Here is a 17,184-nt window from a genome sequence, read left to right as displayed (position 1 = left end):
GCCTCAGTCGGTGAGGCCGGTGACGCGCAGCGTCAGATTGAGGCGTCCGCCGCTCAGCCCGACGGCCGGATCGCCGGTGTGCGGAAGGACTTTGGGCACCCCGTGGAAGGCGTAGCGGGACGGCCCGCCGAAGACGAAGAGGTCACCGGAGGCCAACTCCACGTCGGTGTACGGCTTTCCACGCGTCTCGGTGTTGCCGAAGCGGAAGACGCAGGTGTCGCCGATGCTCAACGACACCACCGGGGCACCGGACTTCTCGTCCTTGTCCTGGTGCATGCCCATCGTGGCGCCCTCGCCGTAGAAGTTCACCAGCGCCGTGTCCGGCGCGTACGCCGCCCCCGCGGCCCCGTCCTCGTACGCGTCCGCCACCGCCTGGCGGCCCAACTCGCCGAGCCGCTCGGGGAAGGCGGCGACCCGGGCGCCGTTCACGTCGTGCGCGATCCGCGAGTACGCGTACGGGCTCCAGTGCCAGCCCAGACACATCGTGTGCACCGACATGACGCCGCCGCGCGGCAGCCGGGTGCGCCGCATCGGCACCGGGCCGCGCGCCCACGCGCGGCACGCCGCCACCAACTCGGCCTGTTCCTCGGGGGAGAGCCAGCCGGGCACGTGGACGGCGCCGGGCGCGGGCCGCGAGCGCGGCCGGGGGATGAGCGCGTTCACGCCGCGCTCCTGGCCCGCGCCTCGCGCAACAGGCGGGCGATGACGTCGAGTTCGGCCGCGACCAGGCGCTCGGCCGCGTCCGCGTCGCCGTCGAGCACCGCCGCGACCAGCGCTTCGTGACCGCCAGGACCCGCGGTCCCCAGGGCCAACAGGGCCTCGCGCAGCGCGGGTGCGAACTCGGCGAACAGATCGGTGAGTACGGGATTGCCGGCCGCGGCCACCAGCGCCGCGTGCAGCGCGAGGTCGGCGTCCGCGCGGGCCGCCGGATCGGCGGCGGCCTCCGGCCGGGCGGCGCGTGCGGTGGCCGCGAGCGCCGAGGCCAGCGCTGCGTCGAGCGCCGTCGCGTCCTCGCCGGTACGGCGCCGCGCCGCCAGCCGTACGGCCCGCGTCTCCAGCAGTGCGCGCACCTCGTGGACGTCCGTCGCCGCCGCCCTGCCGAGCTTGGCCGACCACTCCTCGACCGGTTCCGTGGCGATGACGAACACCCCGGCGCCCTGCCGGGTCCGCAGCTGCCCGGCACCGGCCAGGGCGCGTACCGCCTCGCGGACCGTGGACCGGCCGACACCGAGCGACGCGGCGAGCGCCGTCTCGCCCGGCAGCCTGGCGCCCACCGGCCAGCGCCCCTCGGCGATCTGTTCCCGCAGGCGCTGCGCGGCCTGCTCGACGAGCGGACTGGGGCGCAGTGATCCGACGGTCATCGGCGTCTCACCTCGCAGGTCTCAGGTTCTCTGAGGAGTCGTCCCAAGATCAGTTTACTCGGGGCCACAGGGACGGCGACCCGAGCGGGACGGCGGCCGAAAGCGGGGCTCGATGCGCGGGCTCGATGCGCGGGAGGGGCGCACGGGCCCGGTGCGCGGGAGGGGCCTCAGGGCTTGTAGATCTTCCCCGGCTCCGGCTTCGCGGGGGCCATCAGCTCCGGCACGGTCACCAAGGTGTAGCCCTCGGCGCGCAGCGAGTCGATGATCCCCGGCACCGCGGGCACCGTTCCCTTGTAGAGGTCGTGCAGCAGGATGATCCCGTCCCGGTGCGCGTCCTTGAGGATGCGCTTGTGGATCAGCGCGGAGTCGGTGGTCGCGTAGTCGCTCGCCGTGTCGTTCCACAGCACCAGCGACAGGCCCAACTCCTTGGAGATCTTGGCGACTTCCTTGTTGGTGCGGCCCTGCGGCGGGCGCATCAGCGTCGGCCGCTTGCCGGTCAGCTTCTCGACCGCCGTGTTGAGCCGGTCCAACTCGGTGCGGATCTCGGCCGGTTTGAGGTCGGTCAGCCTGCGGTGGGTCCAGGTGTGGTTGCCCAGCACATTCCCGTTCCGCCCCATCTGCGCGACCAGGTCCGGGTACTTGTCCACGTGGTTGTGGCCCAGCAGGAAGAAGGTGACCCGCACCTTCTTCTCGTTGAGGACCTTCAGCAGCGCGGGGGTGTGCTCACTGGGGCCCGCGTCGAAGGTCAGCGCGATGCACTTGGCCTTGCGGCAGTCGACGGCTCCGGCGGGCAGCGCGGCGTCGGCCCCGGCCTTCTTCGCCGCCGCGTTCCGCGCGCTGCGCGGGGACTGCGTGTCATAGGTGGTGCACCCGCTCAGCGCCGTCGCCAGCGCCACCGCCGCCACCGCGGCTCCGGCGCACCGGCGTCGTATGGCTGAGGGCGTTCCTGGCATGGCGGGTCCTCCGGGTCTGTGCGTGGGCGCGCCGCGCGGTGGCTCGGAACGGCACCGCGCGGCTGCGTACGGCTGCTCGGCACGGGGCTCCGCCCGGCCCGCCGCGCGGGCTCGCCGGGCGACATCCGTGCGAAGTCTGTATGTCCGCTCTGTGTCTGCTGAGCGGACGGAAACTCACCCTACACGCCCGCTATGTACGGCATGTATAGCGGGGTGTTTCGGCCACGCCGCAGGTGGGACAGGGGTGCCCCGGTGCATGAATGTCCGTTGTGTCGACACTTCGGGCAGAACCGGTCGCCCTCGGGCCATATCGAAAAGGATCTTCGCGCAAAACAGCGCGCGACCGATCGGTTCCAGTGTGTACTGGGCACGGCCCGCCCCCGGGCGGCCCGCCGTCCCGCCGTTCCCTGATCCTCCGAGGCCGATTCGATGATCGAGATACCGGACCTGGCCGTCGCCGGCCTGGCCGCCGGGACCGTGTCCGCCTTAGTGCTCGGCGGCGGCCTGCTGCGCTCCTTACGGCACAGGACCCGGCAGCGCGCGGAGATCGCCGGGCTGCGGTCCCGGCTCGACGAGGCGCGGCAGGAGACCGAACGGGTCACCACGGCCGTCGCCGCCGAGATCGCCCACCTGGCCGCCGCGCGCATTCCCGCCGAGGCCACCCGCGCCGCCCACCCGCACGTCCGGGTGCCGGGACCGCTGCACCCCGGAACCCTCGGCGGCCGGGCCACGGCGGACGCCGAGTCCCCGGACGGCCGACCGCCGCACCCCGACCCCCCGCGCCCCGGACCCCCGCACCCCGACCCGCCGCACCCCGGACCCCCAGCCGCTGAACGCCCGGCCCCCGGACCCCCGCCCGCCGACATCGAAGCCGCCCTGGGGGACGTCCTCACCGCCGTCCTCGCCGCGACCGCCCGGGAGCGCAAGCGGGTCGACGCAGCCGCCCGCGCGGGCATGCGCGGCGCCACCCGCGACATCCAGGCCGGGCTCTACCGCCTCCAGGACGTCCTGCGCGGACTCCAACAGCGTTACGACGAGCCCGAGTTGGCCCAGACGCTGTTCGCCCTCGACCACGAGAACGAGCAGTCGCTGCGCCGCGCCCAGGTGACGGCCGTGGTGTGCGGGGCCTGGGTCGGCCTGGCCCGTGAGGAGTCGCACCTGGTCGAGGCGGTGACCGGCGGCCAGTCCCGGCTCGTCGGCTACCACCGCGTCCGGGTCAACAACCACCTCGAACCCGGTACGGCGCTGGTCTCGCACGCCGTCGAGCCCGTCGCCATCATCGTGGCCGAGCTCTTGGACAACGCGCTGCGGCACTCCGCGCCCGACACCGCCGTGGTCGTCAACCTCGAAGCCGTCCACCACGGTGTCTCCGTCACCGTGGACGACGCCGGCGTCGGCATGGCCGCCGACGAGCGGGCGTACGCGCAGAAGATGGTCGCGGGCACCGACCCGATCCTGCTCTCCGACCTCGGCGACCCGCCGCGCATGGGCCTGGCCGCGATCGGCCAGCTCACCCGGCGCTTCGACGTGTCCGTCGACCTCTCCTCGCCGTCGCCCTACGGCGGCGTCCGGGCCGTCCTGCTGGTCAGGAAGCACCTGCTCAGCCATATCGACCCGGTCGAGCAGCCGCCCGCCGCCAGCACGCCGCGCTCCACCCGCCCGCCCGTCGCGGACGACGGCGCGCCCGACCCTGCCCACGCCCGCGCCGGGTCCCCGGCGGACACCGAGCCCGCAGCCGTATCCGCCTCCGCGGCCGTACGCGAGACGGCGGCCGGGCACCAGCGGGCGGCCGAGACGGACGCCGGACCCGAACCGGACGCCGGACCCGGGGCCGACAGCGGTACGGGGGCCGACGACACCGCCGCGGAGGTGCTGCCGCAACGGCGACGCAAGGCCCGCGCCGCCCACGGGAGGGCGGCGGCGAACGGGACCGCCGCCGCGCCCGCGGCACCCGCCCGCACACCGGAGGAGGCCGCCGCGGCCCTCGGCGCCCTCCAGGCCGGAACCGCCGCGGCCAGAAACGCCGTCGACACCGAAGGGAACGACCCGCGATGACCAGCCGCGACACCGGCGACACCGCGTGGGTGCTGGATCCGATCCTGGAGATCCCGCATGTCACCGCAGCCGTCCTGCTCACCAGGGACGGTCTCGTCTCCGGGTACTCGGAGGCGCTGTCCCAGGCCACCGCCGAGCGCACCGCAGCGATCACCAGCACCGTCCAGGGCGCCTGCCGTACGGCCGCCGCCGCCTTCGCGGACCGGACCGACGCGCGAATCCGGCAGGTGGTGATCGAGTCCGACCACGGCTACATCCTGGTCGCGCCCACCGAACACGGCACGTGCGTGGCCGCGTTCGGCGGTCCCGAGGTCCGCCTCGACCTGCTCGCCCACCGGGTCCACTCGCAGGTGGCCAGGCTCGGCGAGAAGGCCATGACCGCCGCGCCCCGCGCGGGCGATGGCGGCACCGCGGAATGACCGGCCGCCGGACCGGCCGCCCGCTGGTCCCCGCCTATCTGTCCACCGGCGGGGTGGCGCGGCCGAGCCGGGACAGCCTGGAGCGGCTGTCCGTGCTGACCAGCACCGACGCCGACGGCGCGATTCCCGCCGAACTCCCCGCCGCCCAGCACGCGTTGCTGGAACTGCTGGACGGCGGATCCCTCACCGTGGTGGAGACGGCGGCCCTGCTGGGGCTGCCCGTCTCCGCCGTCCGGGTACTCGCCGCGGAGCTGACCGACCGGGGGCTGGTCAGCGTCCGTCCGCCCGTACCCGTAGCCGACCTGCCGGAACCCGACCTGCTGAAGAGAGTGGCCGATGGCCTCCGCGCCCTCAAGCACTGACCCCCACCGAGGCGACGTACATCTGCCGGACAGCGCCCGCGAGTTGGTGAAGATCCTGGTGGCGGGTCCGTTCGGGGTGGGCAAGACCACGCTGATCGACTCGGTCTCCGAGATCCGCCCGCTGCACACCGAGGAACACCTCAGCGAGGCGTCCGCCGCCGTCGACGACCTCGACGGCGTCCGTGACAAGACCACCACCACCGTCGCCATCGACTTCGGCCGGATCAGCATGGCGGGCGGCGTCGTCCTGTACCTGTTCGGCACCCCGGGGCAGGAACGGTTCCGCTCGCTGTGGGCCGACATCGCGTACGGGGCGCTGGGCGCGCTGGTGCTGGTCGACACCCGCAGGATCAACGACTCCTTCGACGTCCTCGGCCTGGTGGAGGAGACCGGCCTGCCGTACGCCGTCGCGCTCAACACCTTCCCCGACGCGCGGACGTACACCGAGGCCCAGTTGCGGCAGGCGCTCGACCTGGAGCCCGGCACGCCGATGGTGGCGTGCGACGCGCGCGACACCAACTCCTCCGTCGACGCGCTGCTCGCGCTGGTGCAGCACCTGATCGACCGCAAGGACGCCGACCCAACGCCCGGAGCCCTCTGATGAATCACCCTCCCGCAGCGCCCTCTCCCGCGCCCGCCGCGCCGTCTTCCTCCCCATCGTCCTCCTCCGCGCCCGCCACCCCCGCCGACACCTTCGCCCGGTCGGCGCCGGTCCGGCTCTGGGAGGACGGCTTCGCCGCCGACCCGCACCGCTACTACGCGGCGCTCAAGGCGCAGGGCCCGCTCGGCTGGGCCGAACTCGCGCCGGGCGTACCGGCGTACGTCGTCACCGACCGGCGCGCCGCGCTCGACCTGCTGCGTGACGCGGAGACCTGGTCGCACGACCCGCGCCCGTGGGAGTCCACGGTCGCCGAGGACGCGCCGATCCTCGGCATGATGCGCTGGCGGCCCAACACCCTGTTCTCCGACGGCGACGCGCACGTCCGCTACCGCCGCGCCTTCGCCGACGCGGTCGACCTGGTGGAACCCGCCGATCTGCGCGAGCGGGTGCACCGCGCGGTGGACATCCTGATCGGCCGCTTCGGACCCGTCGGCCACGCCGACCTCGTCGCCGACTTCGCCCGCCCGCTGATGTCGCTGATCTTCAACAACCTCTTCGGGCTGCCGGACAGCGAGAGCGGCCGACTGGAGGTCGCGCTCGGCAAGATGATGGAGGGCGGCGTCCAAGCGGCCGAGGGCGAGGCCGAGTTCGGGGCGTACGTGCTCGGACTGATCGCCGCCAAGAGCGAGACCCGCGGCCCCGACCTGACAAGCTGGCTGCTGGACCACCCGGAGGACCTGACGGCCGAAGAGGTGACCTGGCAGGTCTTCCTCACCCTCGGCGCGGGCCACGAGCCGACCGCGAATCTGGTCTCCAACGCGCTGTCGCGCATCCTCGGCAACCCCGACTTCTACACCACGCTGACCAGCGGCTCCCGCCCGGTCATGGACGCCGTCGTCGAGGTCCTGCGGTACGAGACGCCGCTGTCCAACTACGGCATCCACTTCGCGCGCGAGCCGCTGAGCTTCCACGGCGTGTGGGTGCGGGCGGCCGTGCCCGTCGTCATCTCCTACGGCGCGCTGGGCCACTTCGCCGAGCAGGAGTCGGGCGGCGCCCACCACCCGGGCGACGCCTCCCACCTGTCCTGGTCGGCGGGCGAGCACTCCTGCCCGGTCAAGCAGCACACCCTGCTGATCGCCACCGAGGCCATCGAACGCCTCACCCAGTGGCTGCCCGACCTGGAACCCACCACCGACCGCGAACGCCTCACCTGGCGGCCGGGCCCGTTCCACCGCTCGCTGACGGCGCTGCCCGTCCGCTTCACCCCGCGCACCCCCGACCAGACCGGAGACCGCGCATGACCGCGCCCGCCGCCCGTGTGGCCATCGACCCGTTCGGCACCGACATCCCCCTGGAGAGCGCCGAGTTACGGGCGCTGGGCCCGGTGGTGCCGGTCGAACTGCCGGGCGGCATCCCGGCCTGGGCGCCCACCGGCTACGACACGCTCAAGTCGCTGATCCTCGACCCGCGGGTCAGCCGCGACCCGCGGCAGCACTGGGCGCTGTGGTCCGAGGTCGGCGACCACCCCGCCTGGGGCTGGGTCCTCGGCTGGGTCGGCGTGGTCAACATGCTCTCCACGTACGGCTCCGACCACGCCCGGCTGCGCAAGCTCGTCGCGCCCAGCTTCACCGCCCGGCGCACCGAGGCGATGCGCGTCCGCGTCGAGACGATCACTCAGGAGCTGCTGAGCGCACCGGAGTTGGCGGCGGCCGACGGCCGGCCGGTCGACCTGCGCGCCGCGTACGCGCACCCGCTGCCGATGCGGATGATCTGCGAACTCTTCGGCGTCCCCGACCACTTGACGGAGGCGACGGGCACGCTGATCGCCGCCATCATGGACACCTCCGACCCGACCCCGGAGCACGGACGGTTCGTTCAGGAGCAGATCGGTGTCGTGCTGCCCGCGCTGATCGGCCACAGGACCGAGCACCCCGGCGACGACATGACCACCGAGCTGATCCGGATGCGCGCCGAGGACGGCGACCGGCTCAGCGACGAGGAGTTGCTCTACACCCTGCTGCTGGTGATCGGCGCCGGGTTCGAGACCACGGTCAACCTCATCGGCAACGCGGTGGTCGCGCTGCTCACACACCCCGGCCAACTCGCCGCCGTACGGGCCGGGGAGATCGGCTGGGATGCGGTCATCGACGAGGTGCTGCGCGTCCACCCCTCGATCGCGGCGCTGCCGCTGCGCTTCGCGGTCAGCGACATCACAGTGGACGGGGTCACCATCCCGGCGGGCGACGCCATCGTCACCACGTACGCCGCCGCCGGCCACGACCCGGCGCACTACGGGCCCACAGCCGCCGAGTTCGACGCGACGCGGGCCGCCGACGACCATCTCGCCTTCGGCATCGGCGTGCACCGCTGCATCGGCGCCCCGCTGGCCCGGATGGAGGCGCGCACCGCCCTCCCGGCCCTCTTCGAGCGCTTCCCCGACCTCCGACTCGCCGTCCCGCAGGACGAGTTGAAGCAGGTGCCGTCCTTCATCGCCTACGGCTGGCAGCGAATCCCGGTCCATCTGCACGGCTGACGCCGCTGCCGCACGGCCGCGCGCGAAGGCCCCCAGCACGTAAGGGCAGCACGTCAAGGCCGCACGTGAAGAGGATCAGCGCGCGCCCTTGGCGGCGAGCGTGTCCAGCAGCCGGGTCAGCGAGCCGCCGAGTCCCCAGCGCTCCGCGAGCGACTCCAGCACCTCGGGGTCGGCGGCCTCGCCCGGCAGCGTCGGATCGAAGTCCGGCAGCGGTACGTCGGCGGCGACGGCCACGACCTTGGGCGCCACGTCGAGGTAGGCGGCGGCCTCCACGATGTTGCGCCGCCTGGCCGGGGTCAGCTTGGACATCGGGTCGGTCGCGGCGGCCCGCACACCGGCCAGGTCCCCGTACTCGGTGACGAGTTGGGCCGCCGTCTTCTCGCCGATGCCCTTCACGCCGGGCAGCCCGTCGCTCGGGTCGCCGCGCAGCGCCGCGAAGTCCGCGTACTGCCCGGCGCGCACCCCGTACCGGTCCTGGATGGCCGCCTCGTCGATGACGTCGCAGTCGCCGACGCCCTTGCGGGGGTAGAGCACGCGCACGCCCCGCGCGTCGTCCACGAGCTGGAACAGGTCGCGGTCCCCGGTGACGATCGCGACCGGCGTGCGGGAGGCGGTGGCGAGGGTGCCGATGACGTCGTCCGCCTCGTAACCGGTGACGCCGACCCGGGTGACGCCGATCGCGTCGAGCACCGCCTCGATCACCGGCACCTGCGGGGACAGCGTGTCGGGCACCTCCTCGACGCCCTCGGTGTCCTCGACCACGCGGTGCGCTTTGTACGACGGGATCAGGTCCACCCGCCACTGCGGGCGCCAGTCCGCGTCCATGCAGGCGACCAGCGCGGTGGGGGAGTGGTCGGCGACCAGCCTGGCGATGAAGTCCAGCAGCCCGCGCACCGCGTTCACCGGTGTGCCGTCCGGTGCCTTCACCGATTCGGGCACCCCGAAGTAGGCGCGGAAGTACAGGCTCGCGGTGTCGAGCAGGAGCAGTTTGCCGCCGGGCGTGTCGTCAGTCACGGCGCCAGCATCGCACGGGGGTCGGACAGTCCGTCGTACGGTGGGCGGGTGAATCAGGGCCGTTACGCCGTACGCCGGGTGGTCTCGCTGGTGCCGTCGCTGACCGAGGCGGTCGCCGCCACCGCGCCGGAACTGCTGGTCGGCGCCACCGACTGGTGCACCCATCCGGCGGACCTCGACGTGGTGCGGATCGGCGGCACCAAGAACCCCGACGTGCCCGCCGTCGTCGCCCTCGCCCCCGACCTCGTGGTCGCCAACGAGGAGGAGAACCGCGCCCCCGACCTGGCCGCGCTGCGGGCCGCGGGAGTGCGCGTCCTGGTCACCGACGTACGGACGCTGCCCCAGGCGTTCGGCGAGCTGCACCGGATGCTGGTCGACGGCTGCGGGGTGCCGCGCCCGCGGTGGCTGGACGAGGCGGAGGCGGCCTGGCGGGGGATTCCGGCGGCGCCCGCGGTCACGGCGACGGCGGTCGTGCCGATCTGGCGGCGGCCGTGGATGGTGCTCGGCCGCGACACCTTCGCCGGTGACCTGCTGGCCCGGCTCGGCGTGCGCAACGCCTACGCCGGACACGCCGAGCGCTACCCGGCGGTCCCGGTCGAGGAGCTGCGGGCCGTGGGCGCCGACCTCGTCGTCCTCCCCGACGAGCCGTACCGCTTCACCGCCGACGACGGCCCCGAGTCCTTCCCCGGCCTGCCCGCCGCCCTGGTCAGCGGTCGCCATCTCACCTGGTACGGGCCCTCGTTGGTGCGAGCGCCCGCCGTCGTGGGGGCCGCGCTGAGGGCGGCGCGCACGTACTGAGACCGGTCCAGCCGGTCACCCCGTGGGCGCCGCCAGCAGCCGGCCGCTCACCGTCCCCCGCAGCGTGCCCGCGCCCGCCGCCAGCCAGGCGACGACCAGCGCCGCGTACAGCCCGACCGCCAGCCAGCCCAGCGCGTGCAGACCGGTGTGCCGGGCCAGGCTCGCCGCGCCGGTCACGCAGGTGCCGACCGGGAAGGTGAAGGCCCACCAGGTCATCGCGAACGGCATCCCGCGCCGGGCCGCCCGCACCACCAGGGCCGCCGCCACCGCGAGCCACAGCAGCGCGAAGCCCATCACCGGGACGCCGTACAGCACCGCGAAGCCGCGCAGCGCCGTCGCGTACGGGGCGGGGACGGCGCCGGAGGCCACGTCGGCGCCCTGGCCGACCGCCGTCGTGGACTGCCCGAGCGGACCGAGCACCAGGAAGAGCGTCGGGGTCAGGGCGAGCGGCAGCGGCCCGCGGCGCACCAGGCGCGACCACACCAGCGGCAGCATCGTCAGCGTCGCCAGCAGGCTCAGCCCGAACATCGCGTAACAGCCCAGCAGCAGCGCCTCCCTGGCCTGTACGGCGTCGGCGGGCAGACGCGGGATCAGCGCGGGCCCGGTGGCCGCCGCGACCATCGGCGCCACCACCGGCAGCAGCCACACGGGCGACGCGTCGTCGAGGCCGATCCGGTGTCTGGCCACCATCAGATACGGCACGGCCGCCGCGACCACCAGCGACGACGCCGTCCCGACCGCCCACAGCGCCGCGTCGACCGTGACCGCCGTACGCTCCCCGAGCACGGGCGGCCCGAGCAGCAGCGTGCCCGCGCCGACGGCCAGCAGCGCCATCGGCAGACAGCCGTAGAACGGCGCCACGGCCGGGTCGCGCAGATGGCGCCGCGCCTGGTCGGTGTGCCAGGCCCAGTGCGCGCAGCGGGCCGCGAGGACCGCGACGAGCAGGACCGCGGACAGCGCCCACACCCCGGTGCACACGTCCCGCAGCCAGCGCTGCCCGCCCGGCAGCGCCACCCCGGCGTTCGCCACGATCGCCGTCCCCATGACGGTGGCGTACCAGTTGGGACCGACGTGCCGTACCGCGGGGACACGGGTACGAACCTGGGCGAACGGCTGCGCGGCGTGAACAGTGGCCATGCTCCGACCCTCCCCTCCCGCGGGCCGGCCCGGTAGAGCCCGCGAGGCTATGAGGGCATAACGTGGGCTTATGGCTCAGCCGTCCACCACGCCGCCCCCACCCGGCACTCCGCTCGCCCGCCGGGTCCCCGACCTCGCCGCCATGGAGCTGCTGCTGGCCGTCGCGCGGCTCGGCAGCCTCGGGCGGGCCGCGCGGGAGCTGGGCATCAGCCAGCCCGCGGCCAGCGGGCGGCTGCGCGGCCTGGAGCGGCAGCTCGGCGTGGCGCTGGTCCGCCGCTCGCCCGGCGGCTCGCGCCTCACCGACGAGGGGGCGCTGGTCAGCGAGTGGGCGCGCAAGGTGCTGGAGGCCGCCGAGGCGTTCGACGCGGGCGCGCGGGCGCTGCGCGGCAGGCGCGACTCCCGGCTCCGGGTCGCGGCCAGCATGACCGTCGCCGAATACCTGCTGCCCGGCTGGCTGATCGCCCTGCACGGCAGCCACCCGGACACGGCCGTCTCGCTCGCCGCGGGCAACTCCGCGGCCGTCGCCCGGCAGGTGCTCGCGGGCACCGCCGACCTCGGCTTCGTCGAGGGCGTGGACGTCCCCGCGGGTCTGGACGCCGTCGTGATCGCGCACGACCTGCTGCTGGTCGTGGTCGCGCCCGCCCACCCCTGGGCCCGCCGCCGCAAGGCGCTGACCGCGGCCGAACTCGCCGCGACCGCGCTCGTCCTGCGCGAGGAGGGCTCCGGCACCCGGCAAGTGCTCGACGCGGGCCTGGCGGGACACGGCGGCCCGGCCGTACCGCTGCTCGAACTCGCCTCGACCACCGCCGTGAAGGCCGCCACCGTCAGCGGCGCGGGGCCCGCGGTGCTCAGCGAACTCGCCGTCGTGGAGGAGCTGGCCGCCCGCCGCCTCGTCCGCGTCCCCGTCGCCGGTCTCGACCTCGGCCGGTCGCTGCGCGCGGTGTGGACGGCGGGCCACCGCCCGGCGGGCCCGGCGCGCGACCTGCTGACGCTGACCCGAGGCAAGAGCGGCAAGAGCGGCAAGCGGTAAGAGCGGCGAGGGGTGAGAGGGACGGGCAGCACGGGGGACGGGCGGCCGTGCGGCCGGAAATCGCGGTGACAGAACGGGTGTAACCGGGCTGTGACCGACGCCCTTACGGGATTCTCATGCAGGGGCCATAGGGTGACGGCCGTGACGACGACGACCCCGCCCGGCTGGTATCCAGAACCCGGGCACACAGGCAACGGCCCGGCCATGGAACGCTGGTGGGACGGGAGTACGTGGACGGAGTACACCAGGACCGCGCCCGTCCCGGTGGACGCGGTCCAGCAGCCCTACGCGGGCTACCCCGGCACGCCGGGCTATCCGGGCGACGTCGTGGCCGGCGGCCCCGGCGGCGGCGGTCGCCGTACCGGTGCGGTGGTCATCGCGATCGTGGCCGCGCTCGTCCTGATCGGTGGCGTGGTCGCCGGAATCCTGGTCCTGGGCAAGGACGACAAGAGCGACAAGAACGCCTCGCCGACGCCCAGCGCCTCGGCGCCGCACCGAGGCGAGTCCCGGACACCGCGGTCGCCGGGCGGCGGGTCGCCCGACCCCGACTCCCCGGACGGCTCGCAGGGTCCCGACGGCGGCAGCGACGGCAAGGCCGTGGACGGCTACGACGGCATCAGGCTCCCCGTGCTCAACGGCTGGACCGGCACCTCGGGCGCCAACGGCATCGGCGCCAGCGTGGTCACCGGCGGCTACCCGTGCCCCGGCGACGCCACCAAGGACTGCGTGCGCGGCGGCGTCTTCGCCCAGCCCGCCGAGGCGCTCAAGCTCACCGCGACCGGAGCGGAGGCCGCCGCCAAGGCGGACATCGCGCAGAACGCGGCCGACGCGTACAGCACCGACATCTACGGCGCCACGACCTCGCACCAGCAGATCGCGTCGCAGCCGGTCACGGTCGCCGGGCAGAAGGGGTACTTCGTCCGCTGGAAGATCGTCACGAAGTCCGGCACCAGCGGGTACGTGGAGTCCCTCGCCTTCCCCTCGCCCCGCGACCCGAAGAACATCGCGGTCGTCCGCTTCGGCTTCGACATCGGCTCCAAAGCCCCGAGCCTGGCCGTCATGGACCAGATCACCCAGGGCATCAAGGCCGACAGCAGCGGCGGCACCGGCGGCACGGGCGGCACCGGCGTCTGACCCGCGGCCCGCGCGAGGCCGTACGCGACACGGGGCGGCGCCCGGACCCCGGGCGCCGCCCCCTGTCGCCTTCAGCGGTTACAGGAACGTCTTGCCCTCACCGCGGTACGTCGGCACCGTCGCCGTCACCCGGTCGCCCTCGACCAGGTGCAACTCGGCGAAGCGCTCGCACAGTTCACCGGCCTTCGCGTGCCGGAACCAGACCTTGTCGCCGATCAGCAGGTCGTCCGCGGGCGACCCCAGCAGCGGGGTCTGCACCTCGCCGGGACCCTCCTGCGGGTCGTAGCGCAGCCCCTCCGGCAGGTACGGCACCGGCAGCCGGTCGGGCCCGGCCGCGCCGGAGGCCGGGTAGCCGCCGCCGAGCACGGTCACCACGCCGACGCCGGGCCTGCGCACCACCGGCTGCGCGAAGAGCGCGGCCGGACGGCCCCGGAAGGACGTGTAGTTGTCGAACAGTCGCGGCACATAGAGCCCGGAGCCCGCCGCGATCTCGGTCACCGCGTCCTCGGCCGCGGTGGTCTGCACGCTGCCGGTGCCGCCGCCGTTGACGAATTCCAGCTCCGGCGCGACCGCCCGCACCGCGCGGACCGCCTCCGCGCGCCGCGCCGCCAGCTCCTTGCGGGCCGCCGACTGCATCAGCCGTATGGCCCGCGACCGCAACGGACGGCCCGCGACCGCGTCGCCGACCCCCGCGACATGCCCCTCGTACGCCATGATCCCGGCCAGCCGGAAGCCGGGCCGCGCGGTGACGGTACGGGCCAGCGCCGCCATCCGCTCCGGGTCGTGCAGCGGCGAGCGCAGCGCGCCGATCCGCAGCCGACCGCCCAACTTCCGCAGGCTGGTGTCCATTTCGAGACAGACCCGGACGGTCTCGTCGCCGCCGCCGCGGGCCGCGTCGATCAGGTCGAGGTGCGAGACGTCGTCCACCATCACCGTGACGGCGGCGGCCAGCTTGGGATCGGCGGCCAACTCCGCGAAGCCGTCCCGGTCCGCCGACGGATACGCCAGCAGGATGTCGGTGAAGCCCGCGCGCGCCAGCCACAGCGACTCGGCCAGGGTGAACGACATGATGCCCGCGAAGCCGTCGCGGGCCAGCGCCCGCTCCAGCAGCGCCCTGCACCGCACCGACTTGGACGCCACCCGGATCGGTTTGCCGCCCGCGCGGCGCACCAGGTCGTCGGCGTTGGCGTCGAACGCCTCCAGGTCGACGATCGCCACGGGGGCGTCGAGATGGGCGGTGGCCCGGTCGTACCGGGTGCGGTCGGCAGCGCGTTCTGACATGTCATGAAGCTTGCCAGACAGGGGCTACCGGGCGGTAGGGGCGTACGGGGCACGGCCGCCGCCGTGTCACGCGGACGGATGCCGGACGGCCTGCTGGACCACGACGTCCGGTCGACCCCGTAGAGTGACGCGCAAGCCGTGAGGACATGTCACGAGGGGGCGCCGGTGAGCACTGGAGTGGACAACGGAGGAGGCTCCACGTCCCCGTCGTTCCCCCCGCTCCAACCTCGCCGGGAACAGAGCCCGCAGACTCCGCCGACGGTCCCCCCGCACCCCGAGGGACCTCCGCCGCCCGCGGCCGAACCGCCTCCGGCCGTCCCCCCGCCTCCGGCGCGGCCCCCCGCACCGCCGTACACCCCACCGCCCGCCGCCGCGCCGCGGTTCACGGCGTACGGTCCCGGCGGATACGCGCCCGCCGGATACGACCATGGGCCCGCGCGGGCCGTCGCCCCCGCCGCCCGCGGGGCTTCGGCCCGGATCTGGGCGGCGCTCTGCCTGGTGCTCGGGCTCGGCCTGATCGGCGGGGCGGTCGCCGGGAGCGCGATCAACCACAAGCCGCGGGCGGAGCCGCCGTTGGTGGACGGGAGCGTCAAGGCGTTCGCCGCCGTACGGGAGGTGTGGCGCAGCACACCGGTCGACGCGCTGTTCCCGCGCACGGTGTCCGCCAACGGCGCGGGTCCCGGCGGGGCCGACCGCGCGTGGACCAGGATCGGCGTCGCCGCGCCCGGCGGCTGCGCCGCCGCCTTCGACCCGCTGCTCCAGCAGGTACTCGCCCCGGTCGGCTGCGCGCGCCTGCTGCGCGCGACCTACGTGGACAGCACGTCGACCTCGGTCACCACGGTGGGCCTGCTGGTCACCACCGCCGAGTCGGCCACCATGCGCGGGTTCAGCGGACGCTGGGCCTCGCAGCACCTCGGCGACCGCGCGGACCTGATCCCGCGCCCGGTGGCCTTCCCCGGCACGGCCGCCGACTCCTTCGGCGTGAAGCAGCGCGGCAGCTGGGACGTGCAGGTCTCCGCCGACCTGCCCTTCGTCGTGTACGCGGTCACCGGCTTCGCCGACGGGCGCACCCTCACCCCGCAGTCCGCCGACAAGGCCACCAAGTCCGGCGCCACCAGCGTGGCCGCCCAGGCCGGCCTCGGCTACGACGCAACCGGCCTGGCCTCGGCCGTCGACGACCGCCTGCACAGCGCGGTGACCGCGTTGCTCAGGCCGTCCAGCAGCCCTGGCGGTCCCGGCGCCACCGGTACGGAGAAGTCCCGATGAGCCGCCCCTCCCGTCTCCCGGCCCGCCGCCTGCTCGGCGCCCTGACCTCGCTCGCCGCGGGCGCCGCGGCCCTCGTCCTGGCCGCCCAGCCCGCCGCCGCCGACGCCGTGCGCAACGCCGACTGGGCGCTGAGCGCCCTGCACGCCGAGAGCGCGTGGCGTACGAGCCAGGGCGCGGGCGTCACGGTCGCGGTGCTCGACACCGGGGTGGACGCGACGCACCCCGACCTGACCGGGCAGGTGCTGACGGGCAAGGACATGGTCGGCTTCGGCGCCGGCCGCGGCGACCGCTCCTGGGCCCGGCACGGCACGGGGATGGCCGCGATCATCGCGGGGCACGGCCACGGTCCCGGCCACGACTCGGGCGTCATGGGCATCGCGCCCAAGGCGAAGATCCTGCCGGTGCGGGTGATCCTGGAGGACAAGGACCCGCAGCGGTCCAAGGCGCGTACGAGCAAGGGCAACGCGCTGCCCGACGGCATCCGGTGGGCGGTCGACCACGGCGCCGACGTCATCAATCTCTCGCTCGGCGACGACAGCGCCACCGCCGCGCCCGTCGCCGCCGAGGACGAGGCGATCCGGTACGCGCTCGGCAAGGGCGTCGTGGTCGTCGCGTCCGCGGGCAACGGCGGCGAGGAGGCCGACCGTTCCTCCTACCCGGCCGCGTACCCCGGAGTGATCGCGGTCGCGGCCGTCGACAGGAACGGGCAGCACGCCGCCTTCTCCACCCGCCGCTGGTACGCGTCCGTCTCCGCGCCCGGCGTCGACGTCGTGATCGCCGACCCGGACCGCACCTATTACGAGGGCTGGGGCACCAGCGCCGCCTCCGCGTACGTCTCCGGCGCCGCCGCCCTCATCAGGTCCGCCGACCCGAGGCTGAGCCCGGCCCAGGTCAAGCGGGTGCTGGAGGACACGACGCGGGACCGGCCCAAGGACGGGCGCAGCGACGAGATGGGCACCGGTCTGATCGACCCGGCCGCCGCGCTGAAGGCCGCCGCGAAGCTGAGGCCCGCGCCCCCCGTACCGGCCGCCGTCGGCTATCCGCGGACGTACTTCAGCCCCGGCCCCGCGCCGCCGGTCCGCGCGCCCGAGCCCGCCCGCTTCCTCGGCGACGGTGTCGCGACCGTCTTCGCCGTGGCCGGAGCCGCCCTGGTCGTGGTCGCCGCGCTGCTGTGGTTCCGCCCCCGCCGCGCGGGACGGCCCGCCCACGGTCTGTCGGCGGACGGCGGATAGGGTTCCGG

At 74.6% G+C, this 17,184-nt stretch carries 17 protein-coding genes; 11 read left to right on the top strand and 6 right to left on the bottom strand.

What is annotated here, in order from left to right; all coding sequences use genetic code 11:
- Nucleotides 1-3: 3 nt before the first annotated feature.
- The 3 genes from ACZ4EF_RS07580 to ACZ4EF_RS07570 form a co-directional block, all read right to left on the bottom strand.
- A complete protein-coding gene (locus tag ACZ4EF_RS07580; RefSeq protein WP_467503287.1) occupies nucleotides 4-663 on the bottom strand; it encodes an alpha-ketoglutarate-dependent dioxygenase AlkB family protein in 660 nt (219 codons plus the stop codon).
- Complete coding sequence (locus ACZ4EF_RS07575; protein WP_401721210.1) at nucleotides 660-1,361, bottom strand: FadR/GntR family transcriptional regulator; 702 nt, start codon at nucleotides 1,359-1,361, stop codon at nucleotides 660-662. Before ACZ4EF_RS07575 ends, ACZ4EF_RS07580 begins: the two co-directional genes overlap by 4 nt.
- 167 nt (nucleotides 1,362-1,528) lie before the next feature.
- Complete coding sequence (locus ACZ4EF_RS07570) at nucleotides 1,529-2,314, bottom strand: polysaccharide deacetylase family protein (protein WP_467503284.1); 786 nt, start codon at nucleotides 2,312-2,314, stop codon at nucleotides 1,529-1,531.
- A gap of 429 nt (nucleotides 2,315-2,743) precedes the next feature.
- On the opposite strand from ACZ4EF_RS07570, the gene ACZ4EF_RS07565 reads away from it, so the two are divergent.
- Genes ACZ4EF_RS07565 through ACZ4EF_RS07540 form a run of 6 tightly spaced genes read left to right on the top strand, consistent with a single transcriptional unit; the run spans nucleotide 2,744 to nucleotide 8,284 of the window.
- A complete protein-coding gene (locus tag ACZ4EF_RS07565) occupies nucleotides 2,744-4,369 on the top strand; it encodes an ATP-binding protein (RefSeq protein ID WP_467503282.1) in 1,626 nt (541 codons plus the stop codon).
- Nucleotides 4,366-4,788, top strand: a complete 423-nt coding sequence (locus ACZ4EF_RS07560; RefSeq protein ID WP_355332904.1) for a roadblock/LC7 domain-containing protein — start codon at nucleotides 4,366-4,368, stop codon at nucleotides 4,786-4,788. The genes ACZ4EF_RS07565 and ACZ4EF_RS07560 overlap by 4 nt, the downstream gene beginning before the upstream one ends.
- On the top strand, nucleotides 4,785-5,150 hold the full coding sequence (locus ACZ4EF_RS07555) for a DUF742 domain-containing protein (protein ID WP_355332902.1): 366 nt from the start codon (nucleotides 4,785-4,787) through the stop codon (nucleotides 5,148-5,150). The genes ACZ4EF_RS07560 and ACZ4EF_RS07555 overlap by 4 nt, the downstream gene beginning before the upstream one ends.
- Nucleotides 5,125-5,751: a GTP-binding protein gene (locus ACZ4EF_RS07550; RefSeq protein WP_355332899.1), complete on the top strand. Its 627-nt coding sequence runs from the start codon at nucleotides 5,125-5,127 to the stop codon at nucleotides 5,749-5,751. The genes ACZ4EF_RS07555 and ACZ4EF_RS07550 overlap by 26 nt, the downstream gene beginning before the upstream one ends.
- Entirely contained in the window at nucleotides 5,751-7,052 is a 1,302-nt protein-coding gene (locus ACZ4EF_RS07545) for a cytochrome P450 family protein (RefSeq protein ID WP_467503279.1), read from the top strand. Before ACZ4EF_RS07550 ends, ACZ4EF_RS07545 begins: the two co-directional genes overlap by 1 nt.
- Nucleotides 7,049-8,284: a cytochrome P450 family protein gene (locus ACZ4EF_RS07540; protein WP_355332895.1), complete on the top strand. Its 1,236-nt coding sequence runs from the start codon at nucleotides 7,049-7,051 to the stop codon at nucleotides 8,282-8,284. Before ACZ4EF_RS07545 ends, ACZ4EF_RS07540 begins: the two co-directional genes overlap by 4 nt.
- Nucleotides 8,285-8,359: 75 nt before the next feature.
- Here the strand turns inward: ACZ4EF_RS07540 and ACZ4EF_RS07535 are convergent, their stop codons facing one another.
- Entirely contained in the window at nucleotides 8,360-9,298 is a 939-nt protein-coding gene (locus tag ACZ4EF_RS07535; RefSeq protein ID WP_467503277.1) for a 5'-3' exonuclease, read from the bottom strand.
- 48 nt (nucleotides 9,299-9,346) lie between these two features.
- Here ACZ4EF_RS07535 and ACZ4EF_RS07530 point away from each other — a divergent pair, with 48 nt between their 5' ends.
- Nucleotides 9,347-10,096, top strand: a complete 750-nt coding sequence (locus ACZ4EF_RS07530) for a helical backbone metal receptor (RefSeq protein WP_401306835.1) — start codon at nucleotides 9,347-9,349, stop codon at nucleotides 10,094-10,096.
- A gap of 15 nt (nucleotides 10,097-10,111) precedes the next feature.
- Here the strand turns inward: ACZ4EF_RS07530 and ACZ4EF_RS07525 are convergent, their stop codons facing one another.
- Nucleotides 10,112-11,233 (bottom strand): TDT family transporter, encoded by a 1,122-nt coding sequence (locus ACZ4EF_RS07525; protein WP_391046319.1) that lies wholly within the window; start codon nucleotides 11,231-11,233, stop codon nucleotides 10,112-10,114.
- Between the two features lie 70 nt (nucleotides 11,234-11,303).
- On the opposite strand from ACZ4EF_RS07525, the gene ACZ4EF_RS07520 reads away from it, so the two are divergent.
- Both ACZ4EF_RS07520 and ACZ4EF_RS07515 read left to right on the top strand, forming a co-directional pair.
- Nucleotides 11,304-12,263 carry a LysR family transcriptional regulator gene (locus tag ACZ4EF_RS07520; RefSeq protein ID WP_467503275.1) on the top strand — a complete coding sequence of 320 codons (960 nt, stop codon included), beginning with the start codon at nucleotides 11,304-11,306 and terminating at the stop codon, nucleotides 12,261-12,263.
- Between the two features lie 141 nt (nucleotides 12,264-12,404).
- Nucleotides 12,405-13,397, top strand: coding sequence for a DUF2510 domain-containing protein (locus tag ACZ4EF_RS07515; RefSeq protein WP_355332884.1), 993 nt, complete (start codon nucleotides 12,405-12,407; stop codon nucleotides 13,395-13,397).
- Nucleotides 13,398-13,475: 78 nt separating this feature from the next.
- On the opposite strand, the gene ACZ4EF_RS07510 is transcribed toward ACZ4EF_RS07515, so the two are convergent.
- A complete protein-coding gene (locus ACZ4EF_RS07510) occupies nucleotides 13,476-14,678 on the bottom strand; it encodes an amino acid deaminase/aldolase (protein WP_355332882.1) in 1,203 nt (400 codons plus the stop codon).
- A 165-nt stretch (nucleotides 14,679-14,843) separates the two neighbouring features.
- Between ACZ4EF_RS07510 and ACZ4EF_RS07505 the strand changes: the two genes are divergently transcribed.
- Complete coding sequence (locus ACZ4EF_RS07505) at nucleotides 14,844-15,944, top strand: hypothetical protein (protein ID WP_391160989.1); 1,101 nt, start codon at nucleotides 14,844-14,846, stop codon at nucleotides 15,942-15,944.
- Nucleotides 15,941-17,176, top strand: coding sequence for a type VII secretion-associated serine protease mycosin (gene mycP / locus ACZ4EF_RS07500; protein WP_467503272.1), 1,236 nt, complete (start codon nucleotides 15,941-15,943; stop codon nucleotides 17,174-17,176). The genes ACZ4EF_RS07505 and mycP overlap by 4 nt, the downstream gene beginning before the upstream one ends.
- Nucleotides 17,177-17,184: the final 8 nt, after the last annotated feature.

The organism is Streptomyces sp. NPDC025721 (genome assembly GCF_055558595.1).
This window is presented reverse-complemented; position numbering and strand designations above follow the sequence as displayed.

Coding starts and splice junctions, on each gene's coding strand:
- ACZ4EF_RS07570 (WP_467503284.1), bottom strand. CDS start 2,314: ATGCCAGGAACGCCCTCAGCCATACGACGCCGGTGCGCCGGAGCCGCG.
- ACZ4EF_RS07525 (WP_391046319.1), bottom strand. CDS start 11,233: ATGGCCACTGTTCACGCCGCGCAGCCGTTCGCCCAGGTTCGTACCCGT.
- ACZ4EF_RS07560 (WP_355332904.1), top strand. CDS start 4,366: ATGACCAGCCGCGACACCGGCGACACCGCGTGGGTGCTGGATCCGATC.
- ACZ4EF_RS07520 (WP_467503275.1), top strand. CDS start 11,304: ATGGCTCAGCCGTCCACCACGCCGCCCCCACCCGGCACTCCGCTCGCC.
- ACZ4EF_RS07540 (WP_355332895.1), top strand. CDS start 7,049: ATGACCGCGCCCGCCGCCCGTGTGGCCATCGACCCGTTCGGCACCGAC.
- ACZ4EF_RS07565 (WP_467503282.1), top strand. CDS start 2,744: ATGATCGAGATACCGGACCTGGCCGTCGCCGGCCTGGCCGCCGGGACC.
- ACZ4EF_RS07575 (WP_401721210.1), bottom strand. CDS start 1,361: ATGACCGTCGGATCACTGCGCCCCAGTCCGCTCGTCGAGCAGGCCGCG.
- ACZ4EF_RS07510 (WP_355332882.1), bottom strand. CDS start 14,678: ATGTCAGAACGCGCTGCCGACCGCACCCGGTACGACCGGGCCACCGCC.
- mycP (WP_467503272.1), top strand. CDS start 15,941: ATGAGCCGCCCCTCCCGTCTCCCGGCCCGCCGCCTGCTCGGCGCCCTG.
- ACZ4EF_RS07555 (WP_355332902.1), top strand. CDS start 4,785: ATGACCGGCCGCCGGACCGGCCGCCCGCTGGTCCCCGCCTATCTGTCC.
- ACZ4EF_RS07550 (WP_355332899.1), top strand. CDS start 5,125: ATGGCCTCCGCGCCCTCAAGCACTGACCCCCACCGAGGCGACGTACAT.
- ACZ4EF_RS07545 (WP_467503279.1), top strand. CDS start 5,751: ATGAATCACCCTCCCGCAGCGCCCTCTCCCGCGCCCGCCGCGCCGTCT.